Origin of the sequence: Pantoea ananatis PA13, from assembly GCF_000233595.1 — a bacterium.
GTDB classification, from domain to species: Bacteria; Pseudomonadota; Gammaproteobacteria; order Enterobacterales; family Enterobacteriaceae; genus Pantoea; species Pantoea ananatis.
In genome coordinates, this window is the sequence record NC_017554.1 from 1,382,957 (window position 1) to 1,403,077 (window position 20,121).

The following is a 20,121-nucleotide window of genomic DNA, read 5'->3' on the forward strand; positions in this document are numbered from 1 at the left end:
TTCCCCTACAAACGCATGAGCAGCCGGAAGGTTTTGACCTTGCTACGACTGACCGGCACCTGAAAATCCTTGTCCCTTAGCTTCAGCAGATAAGTATTATTGAACCAGGGTTCAATCTCTCTGATCTTATTCAGGTTGACGCAGTACGAGCGGTGACAGCGAAAGAATTGCTGTTCAGGCAGGCGTGCGCAAAATTCGCTGATGTTCATCGACATCACGTAATCTTCGCGGCGCGTGTACACGAAGGTTAATTTTTCGTGGGCTTCAACGTAGTAAATATCGTTTACGTCGGTCACGATGATGCGCTCATCTTTGATCAGGTTAACCGTGAGGGCATGTTGCGCACTCGGTGCCTGGGTAATCGTATGCTGCTGTTGCCAGCTGGCTTCCAGCTTGTTGAGCATCGTGATAATACGTGACTCATGATAGGGCTTGAGAATATAGTCAAATGCTTCCAGCTCAAAGGCCTCGACCGCATGCTCTTTCCAGGCGGTAATAAAGACAATGAGCGGCTTGTGAACGAACTGATGGATATTCTGCGCCAGTAACATGCCATCCAGAGACGGGATATTAATGTCGAGAAAGATCACATCAACCCGGTGCTGTTGCAGATATTTCAGCACGTCGAGTCCGTCATCAAAGCAGGCTTCAATGTCAATTTTACTGTGCTGCTGAATCATCCAGCTCAGCTCTTGCTGGGCAAGGAATTCATCCTCTACGATGATGGCTTTCATGCAAGATTCCCCACCAGTGGCTGTCCGTTTTTGCCCAGCGTAAAGGCAATCTCTGTGCCGGGTTGATGACGCACGATATGCAGTCCCTGGCCCGAAAGCAATTTGACCCGGTGATGCACGTTTAACAGACCGATTTTATTGCCCGGCATGTCGTTGCGCGCGACCTTGTCGATCACCTCATCGCTAATGCCTTGTCCTGTATCCCGCACGGCAATGCGGACCTTGTCGCCCAAATCGCGCACGCTCAGCGTGACCACGCCTTTGCCTTTACAGGGTTGAATGCCATGCACGATGGCGTTTTCGACCAACGGCTGAATCAGCAGGCTGGGCAGCGAGAAATGCAAATCCTCATCCACGTCATAAATCATCGTCAGCTTGTCGCCGAAGCGAGCCTGTTCAATGGCGATGTAATCCTTTACCTGCCACAGCTCTTTTTTAATATCGATCAGCTCATCGTCATTCAGTTCGAGGTTGTAACGCAGATAACGCGATAAGTTAATGACCAGCTGACGCGCCGTATCCGGATTAAGGCGGATAGAAGATGAAATCGCATTGAGCGCATTAAACAGGAAATGCGGATTTATTTTACTCTGGAGCGCCCGCAGTTCCGCTTTATTGGCCATCTCTCGCAGCTGCTCGGTGCGGGAAACTTCAAGCTGGGTGGAGATAATCTGCGACAGGCCCACGGCCATCTCTTTTAGTGAACCCGTGATACGGTACGCACGGCGATAGTAGATTTTTAAGGTGCCGGTAACCTGTCCTTTTTCCCGCAGTGGAATGACGATCATTGAATGAATGTCTTTTGTCCGATGGGCTTCATCATTGTTTTTAATGATGATTTTTCCGCTGTGAATCGCCTGAGCCGTGGTGGGGCTGATACCGTCATCGCCGTGCTGATAGTTGTGCTCGCCATAGCCAACATAGGCCAAAATCTTCTGTTTATTGGTCATGGCGACGGCATCCGCTTTGATTTCCCGCCGGATAATATCGCAAATGTTGCGAAGTGAATCGCTGTTCACCTGCCTGAACAGCGGCAGCGTCTGGTTAGCAATATCCAGCGCCAGCTTGGCCTGACGCGCTGCAATGGCCTCTTTCTCGCCCTCTACGCTCTGCACCAGCAACACGATTAAGCCAATGCTGGAGGCACCGAGAATCATCGGCAGGGCGATTTCAGACACAATCGCCAGCCCCAGCGCGACAGGTTTGGCCCATAGCACAATCAGCAGCATCGTCAGACTTTCACAAAACATACCGCCCAGAATCCCTACCAACCAGCGCCGTTCGCGCTGCACCCGACGGTTGATTCCCCCCGCGACGATCCCGGCTATGATGCTGGTGATCAGGCAAGGCACAGAGGTAACGCCATGAACATCAATCAGAAAGCGGTGCAGGCCGGCAATCACGCCTGTGGCAATTCCCACCCAGGGGCCAAAGAGAATGCCGCCCGCCATCACCGCAATCACCCGCACGTTAAGCAGTGATCCCTCCACGTTAACGCCTGACCAGGTACTGAATAGGGCGAACAGGGAAAAAATCGCAATGACGGCGGCTTTTTCCAGCGAGGTATGCTCATCCTTTTGTAACAGCTGACGAAAAGGCCGGGTTCGCGTCAAAAAAAACAGGCAGATCAGCATCAGCGCGGCGCGATCAAAGACGGCGAGGAGCATGTTAAAGTGTGAAGTCACAGGCGACTCTTCAGCTATGTTAAAGAACGCTATGATAAAAAATGTGATGATGATGCGCCAGCATGCCTGACGGTCAGCGCGGCTGTTCATGTTTTAGATCAATTTATCTAAAACAGGGAAAAGCGGAAATGTTGAGTGCATTAAAGGGGAACAGATTATTCCTCGCTGAATTTGGGGCAGGGCGCGGACGCCTGACAAGGTGATTCGCGCCGTTATCCTCGTTTAAGCCATCGCTCGGGAGTAGAGTATGCAGGTAATGACTTCACGTTTGACGCTAACGACATTACGCCCTGAAGACTGGCAACTGTTCAGGGCTGTGCATGAAGATCGCGATACGATGAAGTGGGTGAGTGACATTCCCGACGAAGATGATATCCGCGAACGTTTCACCCAACGTCTGGCACCCTGGCAGGTGGGCAGCTTTCACATGTTGTGTCTGGTCGTCAGGCGGCGCGATAGCGGAGAGGCCATTGGCCTACTGGGCTGCACGCCTGAGTGGCAGCCTGCCCGCCAGGCCGAGATCGGCTACATGCTGCTGCATCGCCACTGTGGCCAGGGCTTTGGCAGTGAAGCCCTGGAGGCACTGTGTGAGTGTTTGTTTGATGCTGATTTCCTCAAACTCAAGGCGATGGTGGTAGAGGGGAACTGGGCATCACGTCGGATTCTGGAAAAAAATGGCTTCACGCTACAGCGCACACTACAACATAATTATCTGTTAAATGACCGCTGGGTGAATGACTGGCTGCTTGAGCGACTCCATCCGCAAATATAAAAAATTTTCTGCTCCTATCGACAAAGTTGTTATTGGCACGTTATGTTCTTGTTGTGGTCACCGCAGTGACCAGCGTCGCTCGGACGGTCCGGGCGCTAACGTTTTCCAGAGGATATCATGGCTGATAACAGCACAACCCGTCGTTTCTCACGCATTGAACGCCTGCCGCCTTACGTATTTAACATCACCGCTGAACTGAAGATGGCTGCGCGTCGGCGCGGTGAAGACATCATTGATCTTTCAATGGGCAATCCTGATGGGGCGACGCCGCCTCATATCGTAGAAAAACTGTGCCAGGTGGCACAACGCGAAGATACGCACGGTTACTCGACGTCGCGGGGAATTCCTCGTCTGCGCCGCGCGATTTCACGCTGGTATGAAGAGCGTTATCAGGTTGATATCGATCCGGAATCTGAAGCTATCGTCACGATTGGCTCCAAAGAAGGCCTGGCCCACCTGATGCTGGCAACGCTCGATCATGGCGACACGGTGCTGGTGCCTAATCCCAGTTATCCTATTCATATCTACGGCGCAGTGATCGCCGGTGCCCAGGTGCGTTCTGTACCGCTGGTGGAAGGCATTGATTTTTTCAATGAGCTGGAGCGTGCCATCCGGGAAAGCTATCCCAAACCCAAGATGATGGTACTGGGTTTTCCCTCCAATCCGACGTCTCAATGCGTTGAACTGGACTTTTTCGAACGCGTGATTGCGCTGGCGAAGCAGTATAACGTCCTGGTGATCCACGATCTGGCTTATGCCGATATCGTTTATGACGGCTGGAAAGCGCCTTCTATCATGCAGGTGCCGGGTGCACGCGATGTGGCAGTCGAATTCTTTACCCTGTCTAAAAGCTACAACATGGCAGGCTGGCGCATTGGCTTTATGGTCGGCAACAAAGAACTGGTCGCTGCGCTGGCACGTATCAAGAGCTATCACGATTACGGGACTTTTACGCCCTTGCAGGTGGCGGCGATTGCCGCGCTGGAAGGCGATCAGCAATGCGTGCGTGATATTGCCGAGCAATATAAACGCCGTCGCGATGTGCTGGTAAAAGGGCTCCATGAAGCGGGCTGGATGGTTGATATTCCTAAAGCCTCTATGTACGTGTGGGCAAAAATACCTGACCACTACGCTCATCTCGGTTCACTGGAATTTGCCAAGCATATGCTGCAGGATGCGAAAGTCTGCGTCTCGCCAGGCGTGGGATTTGGTGATTACGGTGACACGCATGTCCGCTTTGCGCTGATTGAAAACAGCGATCGTATTCGTCAGGCAGTAAGAGGGATTAAAGCGATGTTTCGTGCTGACGGTATTCTGCCAGGCAGCGTGAAAAGCATGGAAGAACAAATATAGTACGCCACTGGGGCGACCGTCTGTCGCCCCCTACGGACTGCTTGCAGAAACTACAGCATCAGCACAAAGGTGCCGACCCAAAGCAGTACGAAGAAAGAAATTCCCATCAATGCATATTTCACACACGAACTCCTCTGAGCGGTTACGATATTGGCGATCCCGATCCAGCGCAACGCGGACAGAAGGGATAAGGCCGCCGTTCAGGTCAACGGTCAACGGTTTCCCGGACGAACTGAATAACTCAGTACAGGATCGGGGCTAATCTACGCGTATTCAGACCGAAAAGAAATAGTTTGGTTCTGAGAGTTTGTTCACATTTTTTACTGAGTGTTAATTTCCGGAACGGCGGACATCCCGACACGTAACTGGGCCAGATTCGGCTGCCCTTTATCCAGCACAATTTTCACCGGCAAGCGCTGAACGATCTTAGTGTAGTTGCCGGTCGCATTGTCGGGAGAAATCGCCGAGAATGTCGCGCCCGTCGCGGGTGCAATGCTGTCAACATGGCCGGTAAAGACCTGATCGGGTAACGCATCCACTTTGATGCGCACGGGTTGCCCGGGGCGAACATCTTTCAACTGCGTTTCCAGATAGTTGGCTGTGATATAGGTTTGCTGCAGCGGTACAACCGCCAGCAGACGCGTGCCAGCGGAAACCCAGGCCCCCAGCCGCACCGTACGCTGTCCCACCATGCCTGCCACCGGCGCCACAATACGGGTGTAGGAAAGATTCAGACGTGCCTGATCGACGTTGGCTTTCGCCGCGGCGACATCGGCCTGTGACGACCTGACGGCCGCCTGCAATACGCCAACCTGCTTAATGGCGGCAGCCAGCGCCGCTTCGCTCTGGCGCACCGTGGCCGTGGCCGAACGCTGTGCAGAACTGGCTTTTTGCTGCTCGTCTGCGGCCACCGTACCGCTTTTATAAAGGCGGTTATAACGTTCAGCACTCTGACCGGCATACTGAGCCGTGGCCTGGCTGGCCGCGACGCTGGCCTTTTGCTGCGCAATAACTGACTGCTGTTGCTCCAGCTGTGCCTGGCTGCTCAACAGTTTGGCTTCACTGACCTGCAAATCAGCTTCGGCGCTTTCAAGCGCCACGCGATAATCGCGATCGTCCAGCGTGGCTAAGCGTTCGCCCGCCGCCACCTGCTGGTTATCCTTCACGTCGATATGGGCGACATAGCCGGACACTTTTGGCGCGACGATGGTGTAATCAGCATTCACCCAGGCATCATTAGTACGATGATCGTTACGGGTCATGACCGCCCAGACAGCCAGCGCCATCGCCAGTAAAACCAGCAGCAGCAGTGAAAGCAGCAGGGTTTTTCTCATTACTAAAGCACGCATATTCAGTTATCCCGACGTGGAGGTGGCAGAGTGGATCAAGGTTTGTGGCGGCCAGACCCGTTTGGGTAGCAGAGCAGTGATCAGCAGCAGCAGCAGCGCAAAACCGATCAGCAGCAGCCAGGTATCACTCAGGCCGAGCACCAGCGCCTGGTGCTTGACCTGGGTGGCGAAAGCGCGCAGGTTTTCAACAGAGCTTGCGCTGCCGTCTGGCAGAAGCGGATAGCGGCCACTGGCCTGGCCGCTGTCGGGGGCCGTCATCAGCCAGGGTCTGCTGGCCGCCTGATTAATCAGGATGCTGGAGTGAAACTGCTCACGATGGCTGACGAACCATGACACCAGGGTTGAGGCGGCGATGCTGGAGAATCCCCGCACGGTATTAAACATCGCTGAGGCGAACGGGCCTTCCGGCGGGGCAACGACGCTGGTGGCGCTCATCAGGACCGGCAAAATGACCATCGGTTGGCCCGCGGCCTGTAAGGCCTGAATCAGCCAAAAGTTGTCCCTCGCCCAGCCGGAGGTGATCTGCATGCCGAGCAGACAAGCGGCGATAAGCAACCCCAGGCCGAGCGACAGCACCCAGCGACAGTCGATCCAGCGAATATTCAGCAGGGCGGCGATAAAGGGCGCGATAATCAGCTGCGGTAAGCCGATGGTTAAGGCCAGCGGCGCAAACTGGGCAATACGGAACCCCTCAACCTGAGCAAAATAGGTTGAGGGCAGCGCCGAGCCGGACAGTGACACAATGAGTACGCCCGCCAGTACCAGTAAGCCGTGCATCAAATTACGCCGCCTCAGCATCTGCAACTTAAACAGCGGCAGCGGATGAAACCACTCGTTAATCAAAAACACAATCAGTAGCGGCAACGCAGCAAGAAGCATGGCCGCAATGAGCTGCGAATCAAGCCAGTCGAGCCGTTCGCCTTGCGTGAGCACCAGAACGACCAGCGCCATGCCGCTACAGCCGGTGAGCATGCCAAACAGGTCGATCTGCTGAAACCGTTCGGTGCGCAGGGGATCCTGAGGTAATCCCCAGGCCATCAATACGAGGGCAATCAGCATGCCGGGCACGACCTGCCAGAACACAAACATCCAGCTGACTTCATCTGTCCAAAAGGCCGCCAGCGAGGCGGCCATGTTCGGGCCAAACGTGGCGGTAAGCGCATAGGCGCCCAGGCCATAAAGCTTAATCGGAGGGGGCAAAAATCGCAGCGCGACGGTCATCAGCATCGGGGGAAGCGCGCCGCCAAACAGGCCCTGCACGACGCGCAAGGCAATAAACAGAGCAGGGTTCGTCATCAGCGGCAGCAGCACGCCGGATAATAAAAAACCGGCGGACATAATCAGCGAAAAACGGCGCAGGGAAAACGTCACGGCAAACCACGGCGCAATCATCATGGCGGCGACTTCGGCGGCCTGATAAACAGAAATAATCCAGCTACCCTGGTCGTAGCCGATGCCCAGCGCGGCACGAATATCGGCCAGGGCGATATCACTGACCCGATCGTTAAGGCCTGACGTCAGTGCGGCGATCCAGACGCCAAGCAGGCCTAATGCCAGTCGCAGGGTAAAGGGATGCAGCGTCGGCGCATTGCCGGGCCGGGTTGTCATAGCAGGCGCTCTCATTATTATGGTTCGATGTATTGCAATGCGATACATCGCGGCGATATTACATGGCAATATGCTGTATTGCAATGCGGTACATGCTGTAAAACGTGCGCTTTTCGGGTTACAGTAAGTCAGCTCAAAAAGGACGACGCTATGACTCATCAATCATCCAGCCGCGAGGATGAAAAAACGGGCGGCATTCAGGTGATTGCCCGGGCGGCAAAAATTCTTAATGCCTTAGGCGAACATCCCGGTGGCATGAGCCTGGGCGAGATTGCGCAGGTGGTCGATCTGCCGCGTTCCACCGTACAACGTATCGTGGCAGCGCTGGATAGCGCAGAGCTGGTGCGAAGCAGTGGGGCGGGCGGGCTGCGCCTGGGGCCGGCTTTGCTGAAACTTCTGTCCAGCGTCAACACGGATGTGGTGGATTTAGTGAAACCCCTGCTGGAGAAACTCTCTGCCGATACCAATGAAACCGTATCGCTGGCCCGCGCAAGCGGCTCACAGCTGGCGGTTGTGCATTATGTTGTGGCGTCACGCGAGCTGCGCGTGGTACCGCGCATCGGACTGGATCTGCCGCTTTACAGCACCTCAGGCGGCAGAGCGTTGCTGGCGCTGGAAAGCGATGCCGACGTGCAGGCGAGGGTAGGCGATGACTGGCGCGAACTGACCGATAAAACGGTTAAAACGCTGGCGGCGCTTTTGCAGATGATTCACGAGGTGCGTAAAACCAGTATTTCCTACGATCGCGGTGAAACGCTTGAAGGCGTTTCAACCATGGCTTTCGCGCTGGATACGATCTTTGGCCGCTTTGCGGTGTCCTTACTGGTGCCTACGGCACGTTTTAAGAAACACGAGGCACGTTATCGTGAGGAAATGCTGCAATGTAAACAGGCGCTGATTCGCGAAATTGGCAAAATCGCCGCTGTTGAAGGATAACGTCCCGATGAAAACAGTCTTAATGGCTATTGATAACACCCCCGTTGCGAAGAAAGTGATTTCCCTGACGATTGAAGAAGCGCTGGCACATCGTGCAGAAGTGATGGTGTTATGCTGCATCGATCCCGCTTATTCATCCTGCAGCCAGCCTATCGATATTGATGCAGGTGAAGATCCGGCGGATTTTGTCGCGGCTCAGGATGAACAGAATACCGCTGAAATGGTGGTGCGCCATGCGCTGGCTCCCTTATTGCAGGCTGGAATCAAGGCGCGGGGCATGATACTGGCCGGCGAAGCGGCGGACACGATTGTGGCGCAGTCGCAACAGTTAAACGCCAGCATGATTATTATGGGGCGACGCCATTTGTCTCCCTTTAACCGTTTATTGAAAGGATCTGTGAGTGCGGCCGTTGTTGAACGCGCGCATTGCCCGGTACTGATTGATGTGCGTAAGGATTAACAACGTAGTATGACTTCCCTGCTTTTAATTACGCTGGTGGCCTTTGTGCTGCTGGCGATTATCATTTTTATGTTGGTCAGAACGACCCGGTTGCGCGTCTGGCAGGGCATCGTCCTGTTTATCCTGCCGCTTATCCTGTCGAATATTTTATTGTTCAAGTGGATTTTGCCTCAGCAACAGCAGGAAAAACGCTACGAACGGGCTGCGGACTATATGGCGCAGGCAACGGTCTATCGGGTATTGCGTACTCAGGAACCGGCCCTGTGGCAATTACTGACACGCGAACTCGCCCACAAACTGCGTGAAGGGGAACCCATGATTCAGGCCGTTGGCGAGCTGAGAGGCTGGCTGACGGATGTGATTAATCAGCGTCTGATGCGCGCGTCAAACCATGCCATCGTTAATTACATTGGCGTTTCTGTCGAAGAAATGCAGGCGCTAAATAAACGCGATCCCGGCCTCTGTTTTCAGTTTCTCTACCCGCAGGTGAAGGGCGGCGTGAATCTGGCAAAAACGCTGCCGGCCGCGCTGAACCAAAAAGAGGCGGAAGCCACTGAATATTTGCTGCTTAACAGCCTGGCGGAAGAACAGCCGATGGATCGCGATCAGGCTCAGGATGATTTGAAGAATATTGTTGATCGCCTATACCAGAAATGGGGCGATAAGCTGCAGCAGCTCAATATGCCAGCAGACACGGCAGTGGACCGCTCTTCAATGTGTGCCATGTCCATCGATCTCTACAGTGCAATTCTCGCACTCCCGGACAAGCAGGCCGCGAATCTGCTTCGTAGAATGATTGCGCTTTCCGGTGAGGGATAAGCAAAAAAAGCCCGCTTAACGCGGGCTAAATTGAGAGGCTTTTTTTAGTGAGGCTTTTTATTAGTAGAGTCATACCTGGTGTTGTGCTTTGACTGTTTCTCGTTAGATGCAGTTTCGCAGTTTAATGGCACATTATGCCAACTGTTTACCCGTATTGAATCAATTGGTAAAACTTCGTAAATACGCGATAGTCGCGTACTATTCCTATAGATACGCATTTTGCAGCACCTTACACTGCGTCAAAATGTGAGGGAAAAATGAAAAAAACACTTATTGGTGCACTGGCACTTATTTTGCTGAGCGGCTGTACCGCCAGCAAACCCGGGGCGTTTGAGCGGGTCGATGAAGACACCTCCTCAAATACGGTACAGTACCGTTTCGATCCGTCAAAAGTTAATCGCGATGCCATGGAAATTGATGTGGCGAAATACTGCATGGATAAGGGTTTTGATAAGGTAGAAAATCTGCCTGCTCAGGACAGCACAATACCAGGCCTGAAGAAAACCTGGTATCAGTGTAATTACGCGGTGAAGAGTTAACGAATAAAACGAGGTGGGATTGAATCCCACCTTCTTTTTTATATTATGCTGTGTGAAATCTTTGCCCTTCAGTTTTTCTCATATCTGGCGGACATCCTTTCCTGTCTCCGCCTGTCGCTATCATGCCCTGATATCATTTTTGACCCGCTGATAAAATAACCCGCTGATACTGTGGACAGGACCGTGGTACTTAATGCTTTCATACGACATCTCCACTTTTTCGATGCTTAAAATATTACGCTGAAATAGTGGAGTAAACATGTAGCCAGTGTAGAGTTATTTCGATAATTATTTCTTTATATTTCAAAATGGGCGGTGGCGGATAAAGAATCTGACTATTCCAATCAGAACAGGATGAATAAGCGCTAATATGCGTAAGACCTGTCTTAAAAACAAGTAAGAAAAGCGTTGTCCCGGTTGGGGAAATCGGAGCTACATTATTAGCAGGTCTATAAAGGGAGGCAAACATGGCTCACAAGGTAAAAAATATTCTGCCACTTCAGGCGGAGTTAGGGGAATGCCCGCTTTGGTCGGTAAAGGAGCAGGTATTGTGGTGCGTTGATATCCTGGCACCGGCGATTCATCGTTTTGATCCCCTTAGTGGCGAACTGACGACCTTTCCTCAGCAGGAGGAGGTAGGGTGCATAGGCTTGCGTGAACAGGGCGGTATCATCGCCGCGCTGCGCGGTGGCGTGTGGCTGCTGGACGAGCAGGGCAAACCACAGAAAAAAGTGGCTGATAATCCCGGTATCGCGGAGAAAAGCCGGTTCAATGACGGACGTGTCGATCCCTGGGGCAATTTCTGGTGCGGCAGCTTGTGGGAGCCGCAGGATAAAAACGGCGGTTTGCTGTGCCGTGTGACGCCAGACCTGAAACTTGAGGTGAAAGCGCGTGATATCAAGATCTCAAACGGCGTGGCATTCTCCCCCGACCGCCAATGGATGTATCACACGGATACGCCCAATGCAGTGCTTTACCGCTATCCGTTGGATGCGCAGGGCGAACCGGGCGAGCGGGAGGTTTTTCGACGTTTTGACGCCAGCGGCGGTTTACCCGATGGTGCAGCGGTAGACAGCGAAGGTTTTTACTGGTCGGCACTCTTCGATGGCGGCCGGGTTGTGCGCATCCATCCTCAGAGTGGTGAAATCGTCGATGAGATCAGGCTGCCGGTTAAATGGCCAACGATGGTGGCCTTTGGCGGCAGCGAGTTAAAGACGTTGTATATCACCAGTTCACGAGAAAATCTCAGTAAAGAAGATCGGGAACGTTATCCGGAATCGGGAGATATTTTCGCGGTTGAGCTGGACGTGGCCGGCATGGCGGAACCGCTGTTTCGCGGCTAAAAAGGGAGGCCAGGCTGTCCTGGCCTCTGAAATTACTGGCGTTGCAGCTGCGGCGCGCTCCCGGACTGACTCTGCGGCATCCGGATAGTGAGCGACAGCAGTAAGGACATGACCAATAGCGTCATGATAAGGCTGAACGTCACGGTAAAACCGCCAAACAGTGAGGCAACCAGCGATCCCAACACGCTGCCAATGCCAAACCCCAAATAAATCAGACCATAGTTTTTCGTCAGGTTATTCAGGCCGAAAAAGTCACTGACCAGGGAAGGGAACACGGTAATCGTGCCGCCGAAGCTGAAGGCGACACAGGCCAGCGACAGGAAAAAGGTGGTCTGGTTCATGTGCGTAAACAGTAATACGCTCATGCCTGTCAGAGCGATCAACTGGGCCAGGGAAATAACCCGGATACGAACCATTTTGTCCGACAGGACGCCCAGCACCAACCGACCACTCAGGTTAGCGACGGCAATGACGGTGACCGCGTTAGCCGCTGTCTGAGTGCTGAGGTGCACCAGGCCTTCCCCGATATCTTTGGCGACGCCAATGACGTAAAGCCCGCTCATGCACGCCGTCAGGAACATCAGCGCCAGCATCCAGTACTGCGGAAGGCGCACTGACTCAGCGAGCGTATAATTGCGGGTTGCCTGATGTTGCGCCGTTGACGAACGTTGCAATGGCGCATCGCGCATCATCAGCGCACCGATAACTATCATCGTCATGGCTAATAACCCCCAGAGAATAAAGGTTTTTTCAAGCCCAAACTCAGCCAGTAGCGCCCCACAGATAAATTTGAAACCCAGGCTGCCCAGGCCGTAGGCACCAATCGCGCAGGCGGATATCATCCCTTTACGTTCAGGAAACCATTTCACGCAGTTAGACAATGTCATCAGGTAACCTGCGCCGTCAGCCAGCCCCAGCAGAATGCCTGCGCTCAGGTACAGCATGACCAGGTTATCGGCATGTGAAGTCAGCCATAAGCCCAGCGCCATCATTACTCCCGCGCCAATCGTCACCTTACGGACACCAAAACGTTCCTGCAGCTTACCGGCAAGCGAAGAGGCTACCGCCAGACCCAGACTCAGTAATCCAAATGAAAAGGCCACCTGGCTCACCGATGCCGCCAGCTTTTGCGACAGCTGACCGTTAAACAAACTCCAGGTATAAACCGATCCCAACGCAAACTGGGTAATCACTGTGCCGAAAAGGGTTAACCAGCGTGTACGCTGACCAACAGCCTGTTGTCGCTCATTCATTATTTTTACTCCCACAGGAAAACTGGAAACTGCGGCCAGATTAAACAAATGCCTGACGCGCGGGAGGGAAAAGAGCATGAACGGAATGCAGAATGGAATGAAATGCCGTGAGAGCGGCATGAATGGCAGGCCCGATAAACGTAACCAGACTAACCATGTGATGAGTTCAGGTAAACAGACGTAAGGGAATGTTACAGGTAGCGGTTTTTACCGGCAGGTTGCGTGTTTTTTTGCCAGGCTTAAAGTCCATTCAACAGGAGGAAATATGAAAGACCGGACATATGAATCCATCACCAGTGAGGATGAAGTTTGCTGCATTATCGGTCAGGCAGTGATCGAATTGAGCACAGAGCAGCAGCCTGTCACGAAATCTACGCTGGCGCTAAAATTATTGTCAATGGCGGATCGTGACAGCGACGATGAGCGAGTTCTGCTCTACTGGATTGCGCGCAAGGCGATCAATCAACCACAATATCTTGTCAATCAGCAGCAACAATGGGCATGAGGTCCTGACAGGAAAGGGTTCCACGCCCGGTACGGTTCAGCGTAACGCACAGCGCGTAATCGTAATGCGTACAGCACACCTGAAAGCTGACCGTAAAATCGTGGTAAAGCCAGGGATGGCATCGACCTCCTCATCTCCCCCAGTGATCTCTCTTCCCTGACCCGGCTGCCGTTTCACTTTACATTCTGATCTGTCTCGCGCTGTGGCGCTTCCCGATGCTGCGGCCCGCGCTCTGGTGAGTCTGACGCTGGACGGGGCGGTTCAAAGAATCGGATGAAAGACGCCCGCGGACCAGTGATCACACTCAGACATATTCCCCCTGCTGACAGGCAACATCCGTTGTGGGAATAATGAATGCCTGTTTTCCCTGCCGGAGAGGTTTATGAATTCAGTCCCCCTCAAGTGCCTTGGCGTAATGATATTCGCTATCCTCACTTCGGCATGCAGCCCTTCATCCAATGGTCACATTCTTCTGGGTAAATGTGACGTTAAAGGGACTTACAGTATAAATTTCCCACGCTTTGACGAAACGGCACAGCAGTTAGCCCATGCATCTGGCTGTTTTATTGAGACGGACTTGTCACGAACCGGCGCTGTCCACGTCAATCCTGTGCAGGGAACCATGACGATTCGGGAAGCGGTCAGTCAGGCGATTAAAGGCACCTCACTTACCATCGTGGCGCAAAAACCGGACACCATCACCGTTGAATAATCAGGGCGAAGAATATGCGTAACTTAGCGGCGCTAACAGGAATGGTGTGGCTCTTATCCGTGTCAGCCTGCTACGCCGGTCATGGCGGAGCGGACAGCAATGGCGGAAGTGGCCTTCCAGGAAAGAACGGGCAACGCGGGATGGCGGGCTGTCCCGGTGGCACGCCACGCTCAACAGACGGTCACTTTTATTTGCCGGGTACACAGGAGCGGTGCAATCCGCCCTCTGCCAAAAAACACCACTGGGGCCCGCAGCGGAGCGTTGAGAGCATTTAGGCTAACCCGCCTGAATGCCTCACGGGCACGTTAAAAGGTGAGAACGATGAACCCTGACGCTTTTTTGCCCCTTGCGGGCCAGTTTTATCGCGCGGTGTTATCTGAGAATGCCCGGGCTGTCCTCGCTGCGCCCGGGCTGCAAAGTGCTGGTCGTTATCATCGGCAGGGGCAATCAGCGTTATATATGAGCCCCAGGCCTGAATGGTCTGTAATCGCGGTTTCAGGTTACATGCGGGAAGATGGCTTACCGCGCGTGCTCATTCCGCTACGCGTGATGGGGGCCAGGGTTGTCGATCAGCGGGATAAAGCGCGTTGTCTGCAAATGGGAATTATCCCCGAGCTATCGAATCGCCCCTGGCGTCCCGCGCTGCAGCAGGGACAAACGCCGGACGCCTGGGAAAATGCGGACAGAGCAAGAGCATTAGGCGCCGATGGGATAATTGACTGTTCCCGTATGATTCCCGGCGGTTGGCACCTCTGTCTGTTCCGCTGGAATACAGAGAATGCGCCATGCGTTGCGGTATGCGGCAAACCCATTACGATCACGCTTTCACAGAATGGCCCCAAATGGGGATTATAACGGGTGCAGTGCAGCCGAAAACCTCCCCTCTGAAACCCTTCAGACAGGTGAATAACATGAGAACCGCTTCTCTGCTGCTGTGCTCGCTCCTCCCATTAATGGCCCTGGCGACAGCGCCAGATTATCCGGGATGCGACCTCAATGTGCAGCATCAGCTGATGGCGGCGCCAGTTGGCAGCATGACGGACGTGCGTGAGGCGCACATTGTTATGCGTGCCGATGTCCTACAGGCCGATATCGGCAAAGCCCGGAAAGCGCGCCAGCTCACGCAGCCAGAAGCCCGCGCGCTGTGGCAGGACATTGCACAGGTGCGCAAAGACAGTGCCCGGTGGGTGAAAGTCCAGGGGTTTTTAAGTGCGGCGGAGCGGGCCAGTTATGACCGCGCGCTGGATCGCGTGGCGGTGCAACTCTGTAAACGCGGATGAACCCTGACAAATTAATGTTTTGATCAAAATGGATAATCTGATTTCACTGTCAGTTGCCTTAAAAACAACTAAAAAAGCAATGCTTTTCTATTTTCATAATTCATATTTATAACGCCGTTCACAATTATACGCTTTTCCACTCTTTAACCGAAAATACCCTACTTTAGCTTTACTAAAGCCTGTGTCCGGAAATCACAGAAAGGATGGACGTTATGCTCGCTATCCCTGCCGATATTTGCGCCCGGCACGTCACGCGCTTTAACCGGCATTTTCCTGCCAGACTGTAAACATGCCCCTCAGAAACTATTTTTTTATTTATGAATGTTTTTAACGAATCAATGTGGTTTGGGGGCTTTACTATGTCGTCATAAAACCGGTCTTTCGCCAACCGCGGCATCATGCAATGTGCCCGGCGCAGGGTACGCCTTAAAATCACATCCGCAGGTAAAATGCCGCTGGCGGAGCTGGAAACGATCGGATTTTTCACAAGCGGAGGTCAGGTGCAATGAAATAATTTCGAAAAAGGATAATATTATCCGGAATAATTATTAACCGTGTGGTTTGTATCAAGTCATAATTTTTTGACATGGGCGTCATCATAACGAACGCGTGCTGTGCGCGCACGAATCTATATTGGGAATGTTATCACTTTGAGAAGAAAGCAGATGCCCTTAAGAATATTCGTCTCACTTAATATGTAACTCTGATGTATTTTACTTTTCGATCTTTAATTCTACATTTTTACACTTTAATGAGATAATAAACTATAGTTTAAATTTATCTGGTTTTATCTACTTTGCGGCAAGATTAAATTAGTATTAAAGATCGTATATACATTTAATTTCTTTATTTTGTTTGTAAATCAAAAACTCCAATGCATAATTGGCTTTGCCAGTTTTAAGGTGTGTTTTTAATTAATTTCTATGCTTTTGTTAAATGTATAAATATTTGTTAAATAGATATTGATCTGTTTGATGATATTTATTTGTTATTGCATTAATCAATTAACGGGATTAAATAGGTATGAAAATTAATAAAGTTGCAGTGGTTTTGATGCTTGCTCTGGGAATGGGCGCAACAGGTGCGCATGCGGCCAATCAGGGACAGGGAAAAATCACTTTCCATGGTCATATCATTGATGCTGCATGTTCCATCGGGAGTGACAGCGAAAAACAAACTGTTGAACTGGGCCAGATTTCAGCTCGACAGCTAGAAGATCAAGGAACATCCAGCCCAAAAGTTTTCACTATTGATCTGGAAAACTGCCGCATGAACAGCACCGACGATGGCAATGGTAACACTGTTATCACCTCGCCAACGGTGAAAGTGACCTTCGGTGGAACGGCTGCAGTAAAATCCGATGGCTCCACAGATAATAATAAGTTCGGCATTATGGGCACCGCATCCGGTGCGGGCGTGGTGATCACCGACGCGTCCAGCGCAATTATTCCCGTTGGCGGTTCCAGTGAAGCCCGTACCTTAATTGAAGGCAATAATACGTTGGCATTCTCTGCCTATCTGCAGGGACTGGACGACAATAATGCGATTAAATCCGGTGAGTTTACCTCGATTGCTGACTTTACGTTGGCGTATGACTAAGAGCTGATCACAAACGTTTCCCCTACCCGGTCAGCTCATGACCGGGTAGGGGAGTTATCTACAGGCATAAACAGGATGCATATTGTTTATTTGCGTTTGACGCTATTCATCTTTTTTATTTGCCATTTCACTGTCCAGGCGTCCCCGATTAAAGATGAGGGGCAGGGCCGTGTTTACGTTAATGGTCAGATTCTGACATCGGCGTGCAATATTCATACTGAAGATGTCTGGCAAGAATTTGTGTTCGATTCACTTACGCCGCATATCGTAGAGAATAATAATGGGCTCAATGAAAAACGATTTTCCATTCGCTTAGTGAATTGTGATCTTAGAGATGAAGATAAATGGCGAAGCATAGCGTTCACCTTTTCAGGTGAGGCGGTTTCTCACGCGCCCTCTTTATTTTCGCTGAGGGGCGAGGCCAAAGGGATTGCACTCAAAGTGACTGACAGTGACGGCGAGCAGGCATTGCCGGGCATACCTATGCACAGCGTTGTCCTGAGTCAGAATGAACATCAGTTTGATTATGTTATGCAGGTGGTTCCGGATGGAAAATTCTATATAGAAGGCGACTGGGCGGGTGCAATACGTTTTATGCTGAGTTATCAGTAAATCCCTTTCTTGCACGATTCGCTATAACAAAAGATAACGTAAATGGGTAAACCACAACTATTACATCGATATTGTCTTTTTTTTAGCGTTTTAATAACGATGTCGGGTTATTGCGGCGATACACGCGCTGTTGAATTTAATACTGACATTCTTGATGCCGAAGATCGAAATAATATTGATTTATCCCGTTTCGCCCGTGCGGGTTACATCATGCCGGGTACCTATAGTCTCACACTTCGGTTGAATGAGCGGAATATCATTGAACAGGAGGTGGTGTTTAAAGAGAAGAAAGGTGCCGAAGAAGTGCAGGCCTGTCTGACGCCTCAGCAGGTTGAGTTACTCGGTCTTAAGCACGATGCGCTGGCAAAGATAAGCTTTGACCATAATGACGACTGCGCTGATTTTTCCGCGCTGGACGGTGTCAGGCTGCGCGGCGATCTTTCAACCTCGTCGCTCTATATTTCGGTACCCCAGGCCTGGCTCGAATATCAGGATGCCACCTGGCTGCCGCCTTCACGCTGGGAGAATGGCGTACCGGGGGTAATGCTGGATTATAACATCAATACCAGCTTCACCCGTCCGGTACACGGCAGTCAGTCACAGCGAGCCAGTGCCACCGGTACGCTCGGTGCAAACAGCGGCCCCTGGCGTTTGCGAGGCGACTGGCAGGCTAACTACAACAAGACCGGCGGCTCCAGCGGTGGCACGACCCAACGTATCGACTGGAGTCGCTTTTACCTTTATCGCGCGCTGCCGTCGCTTATGGCAAAACTCACCCTGGGTGAGGATTATCTTCGATCGGATATTTTTGATACATGGCGCTTCACCGGCGCGTCATTGGTCAGCGATGAAAGCCAGCTGCCCCCCAGGCTGCGCGGCTACGCGCCGGAGGTGAGCGGCATTGCACGCACCAATGCCAAAGTCATCATCAGCCAGCAGGGACGGATCATTTACGAAACCATGGTGGCGGCAGGACCGTTCCGCGTGCAGGAACTCAGCAGTGCGGTGAGTGGGCAACTGGACGTAAAGGTGGAAGAGCAGGACGGTAGCGTACAACACTTTCAGGTCACCACCGCCACCGTGCCCTATCTGACCCGGCCGGGCCAGGTGCGTTACAAGCTGGCCACCGGGCGACCCTCCGATTTCCACCACCATGTGCAAGGGCCGACATTTGGCACCGCCGAAATATCATGGGGCGTGGCTAACAGTTGGTCACTGTATGGCGGGAGTATTTTCTCTGCGGACTATCACAGTCTGGCCATTGGTGTGGCTCGTGATCTTTACCGGTTTGGTGCGCTCTCAGCTGATATCACCCAGTCTGCAACATCGTTACCGGACAGGGGACATTTACAGGGCCGTTCCTACCGTTTGAGTTATTCAAAGCGCTTTGACGACTTCAACAGCGATTTGACCTTTGCGGGCTACCGTTTTTCCGAACGCAATTACATGACCATGACGGAGTACCTTGACGCGCGCTATCGCAATGGCGTAACGGGCAGCAGTAAAGAACTTTATACCGTTACGGCGAGCAAAAGTTTTACGGATCTCAACCTTTCTGCCTACCTGAGCTGGTCTCACCAGACGTACTGGGATCGCCCGCGTGCCGACCGTTACAGCCTTTCTGCCAGTCGTTATTTCGATCTGAACCGTTGGCGCAATCTGTCCGCCACCGTTTCCGCCGTGCGAACGCGCGATTACGGCCGTAAGGATGATGCGCTCTGGCTAACGATAAGTGTTCCTTTTGGTCAGGGGACGGCCAGCTACAACGGCAACTGGAGTCAACAGACTTACAGCCAAACCGCAGGATGGTATGAACGCCTGGAAAACGGTGACAGTTATCGCCTGTCGGCCGGAACGCGAAGCGGAAAAAGCGAGAGCATCACGACCCAGGCGAGCGGGCTGTACAGCCACACAGGAACGGCTGCAGACATCACCGCCAATCTGGGCTGGCAGCAGAACGGCTATACCTCAGCGGGCTTGTCGATTAGCGGCGGCCTGACAGCGACCAGCGAAGGGGGCGCGCTCCATGGCAGCAGCGTCAGAGGAGGCACCCGAGTGTTGGTCAGCACCGATGGCGTGGCGAATGTGCCGGTGGGCCGTAATGGCATGACCAACCGATTTGGCCTGGCCGTAGAACCCTCCGTACCCGGCTACTATCGCGCCACGGTCAAGGTAGATGTGAATCGGTTGCCGGATGACATCGAAATCAGTAGCGCGCCCGTTGCGGAAGTTTCACTGACCGAAGGGGCGATTGGTTTCCGCCGTTTTGACGTGCTCAAGGGTGCGAAAGTCGTGGCGACTGTCGCGATGGCTGACGGCACTTTTCCTCCTTTCGGGGCCAGCGTGCGCAATGCAAAAGATCAGGAGTTAGGCATGGTGAGTGAAGGGGGCTTAGCCTGGATTTCAGGGGTTAAACCCGACGAGGTGCTGACGCTGTTCTGGGGCGACAAGGCACAGTGCCGGGCAACGCTTCCGTCACTCATCCCCGACAGTCAACTGCTGCTGCCCTGCGAGTAACCTTCCCATGCAGCCTGTCTGGGATCTGAAAGCAAACGTATACAA

At 52.6% G+C, this 20,121-nt stretch carries 20 protein-coding genes; 14 read left to right on the forward strand and 6 right to left on the reverse strand.

Translation table 11 applies throughout. The features are described 5' to 3' along the window. Positions 1–5: 5 nt before the first annotated feature. Both PAGR_RS06620 and PAGR_RS06625 read right to left on the reverse strand, forming a co-directional pair. On the reverse strand, positions 6–734 hold the full coding sequence (locus PAGR_RS06620) for a LytR/AlgR family response regulator transcription factor (RefSeq protein WP_013026621.1): 729 nt from the start codon (positions 732–734) through the stop codon (positions 6–8). Continuing rightward, positions 731–2,401 carry a sensor histidine kinase gene (locus PAGR_RS06625; RefSeq protein ID WP_026021025.1) on the reverse strand — a complete coding sequence of 557 codons (1,671 nt, stop codon included), beginning with the start codon at positions 2,399–2,401 and terminating at the stop codon, positions 731–733. The genes PAGR_RS06620 and PAGR_RS06625 overlap by 4 nt, the downstream gene beginning before the upstream one ends. Positions 2,402–2,666: 265 nt before the next feature. Between PAGR_RS06625 and PAGR_RS06630 the strand changes: the two genes are divergently transcribed. Both PAGR_RS06630 and alaC read left to right on the forward strand, forming a co-directional pair. Next, the gene (locus PAGR_RS06630; protein WP_013026619.1) at positions 2,667–3,191 is read left to right on the forward strand and encodes a GNAT family N-acetyltransferase; all 525 of its coding nucleotides are present in this window, start codon (positions 2,667–2,669) and stop codon (positions 3,189–3,191) included. Positions 3,192–3,308: 117 nt separating this feature from the next. After that, entirely contained in the window at positions 3,309–4,544 is a 1,236-nt protein-coding gene (gene alaC, locus PAGR_RS06635; RefSeq protein WP_014605318.1) for an alanine transaminase, read from the forward strand. 50 nt (positions 4,545–4,594) lie between these two features. Here alaC and ypdK read toward each other — a convergent pair whose 3' ends face one another. The 3 genes from ypdK to PAGR_RS06645 form a co-directional block, all read right to left on the reverse strand. Further along, positions 4,595–4,666 (reverse strand): membrane protein YpdK, encoded by a 72-nt coding sequence (gene ypdK, locus PAGR_RS24090; protein WP_006120362.1) that lies wholly within the window; start codon positions 4,664–4,666, stop codon positions 4,595–4,597. A 198-nt stretch (positions 4,667–4,864) separates the two neighbouring features. After that, positions 4,865–5,893, reverse strand: coding sequence for an HlyD family secretion protein (locus PAGR_RS06640; protein WP_014605319.1), 1,029 nt, complete (start codon positions 5,891–5,893; stop codon positions 4,865–4,867). 6 nt (positions 5,894–5,899) lie between these two features. Further along, positions 5,900–7,501, reverse strand: coding sequence for an MFS transporter (locus tag PAGR_RS06645; protein WP_014605320.1), 1,602 nt, complete (start codon positions 7,499–7,501; stop codon positions 5,900–5,902). 150 nt (positions 7,502–7,651) lie between these two features. Here PAGR_RS06645 and PAGR_RS06650 point away from each other — a divergent pair, with 150 nt between their 5' ends. The 5 genes from PAGR_RS06650 to PAGR_RS06670 all read left to right on the forward strand — a co-directional run bounded on the left by PAGR_RS06650 (position 7,652) and on the right by PAGR_RS06670 (position 11,598). Next, positions 7,652–8,437: an IclR family transcriptional regulator gene (locus PAGR_RS06650; RefSeq protein ID WP_013026614.1), complete on the forward strand. Its 786-nt coding sequence runs from the start codon at positions 7,652–7,654 to the stop codon at positions 8,435–8,437. Between the two features lie 7 nt (positions 8,438–8,444). Continuing rightward, a complete protein-coding gene (locus tag PAGR_RS06655; RefSeq protein WP_014605321.1) occupies positions 8,445–8,897 on the forward strand; it encodes a universal stress protein in 453 nt (150 codons plus the stop codon). A 9-nt stretch (positions 8,898–8,906) separates the two neighbouring features. Continuing rightward, a complete protein-coding gene (locus PAGR_RS06660; protein WP_013026612.1) occupies positions 8,907–9,716 on the forward strand; it encodes a G protein-coupled receptor family protein in 810 nt (269 codons plus the stop codon). Positions 9,717–9,973: 257 nt separating this feature from the next. Beyond that, the gene (locus PAGR_RS06665) at positions 9,974–10,255 is read left to right on the forward strand and encodes a lipoprotein (protein ID WP_014605322.1); all 282 of its coding nucleotides are present in this window, start codon (positions 9,974–9,976) and stop codon (positions 10,253–10,255) included. Positions 10,256–10,722: 467 nt separating this feature from the next. After that, entirely contained in the window at positions 10,723–11,598 is an 876-nt protein-coding gene (locus PAGR_RS06670) for an SMP-30/gluconolactonase/LRE family protein (RefSeq protein WP_014605323.1), read from the forward strand. 32 nt (positions 11,599–11,630) lie between these two features. Here the strand turns inward: PAGR_RS06670 and PAGR_RS06675 are convergent, their stop codons facing one another. Further along, positions 11,631–12,851: an L-lactate MFS transporter gene (locus PAGR_RS06675; protein ID WP_014605324.1), complete on the reverse strand. Its 1,221-nt coding sequence runs from the start codon at positions 12,849–12,851 to the stop codon at positions 11,631–11,633. 265 nt (positions 12,852–13,116) lie between these two features. Between PAGR_RS06675 and PAGR_RS06680 the strand changes: the two genes are divergently transcribed. The 7 genes from PAGR_RS06680 to PAGR_RS06710 all read left to right on the forward strand — a co-directional run bounded on the left by PAGR_RS06680 (position 13,117) and on the right by PAGR_RS06710 (position 20,076). Continuing rightward, positions 13,117–13,356 carry a hypothetical protein gene (locus PAGR_RS06680; RefSeq protein WP_013026608.1) on the forward strand — a complete coding sequence of 80 codons (240 nt, stop codon included), beginning with the start codon at positions 13,117–13,119 and terminating at the stop codon, positions 13,354–13,356. A 382-nt stretch (positions 13,357–13,738) separates the two neighbouring features. Then, positions 13,739–14,068 (forward strand): STN domain-containing protein, encoded by a 330-nt coding sequence (locus PAGR_RS06685; protein ID WP_014605325.1) that lies wholly within the window; start codon positions 13,739–13,741, stop codon positions 14,066–14,068. Positions 14,069–14,389: 321 nt separating this feature from the next. Beyond that, positions 14,390–14,923, forward strand: coding sequence for an RES family NAD+ phosphorylase (locus PAGR_RS06690; RefSeq protein ID WP_014594232.1), 534 nt, complete (start codon positions 14,390–14,392; stop codon positions 14,921–14,923). Between the two features lie 56 nt (positions 14,924–14,979). Then, complete coding sequence (locus PAGR_RS06695; RefSeq protein ID WP_015699796.1) at positions 14,980–15,348, forward strand: hypothetical protein; 369 nt, start codon at positions 14,980–14,982, stop codon at positions 15,346–15,348. A gap of 1,023 nt (positions 15,349–16,371) precedes the next feature. Then, a complete protein-coding gene (locus tag PAGR_RS06700; RefSeq protein ID WP_013026604.1) occupies positions 16,372–16,947 on the forward strand; it encodes a fimbrial protein in 576 nt (191 codons plus the stop codon). Between the two features lie 75 nt (positions 16,948–17,022). Beyond that, positions 17,023–17,559, forward strand: a complete 537-nt coding sequence (locus PAGR_RS06705) for a fimbrial protein (protein ID WP_014605327.1) — start codon at positions 17,023–17,025, stop codon at positions 17,557–17,559. 42 nt (positions 17,560–17,601) lie between these two features. After that, positions 17,602–20,076, forward strand: a complete 2,475-nt coding sequence (locus tag PAGR_RS06710; RefSeq protein ID WP_151243569.1) for a fimbria/pilus outer membrane usher protein — start codon at positions 17,602–17,604, stop codon at positions 20,074–20,076. Positions 20,077–20,121 lie beyond the last annotated feature (45 nt).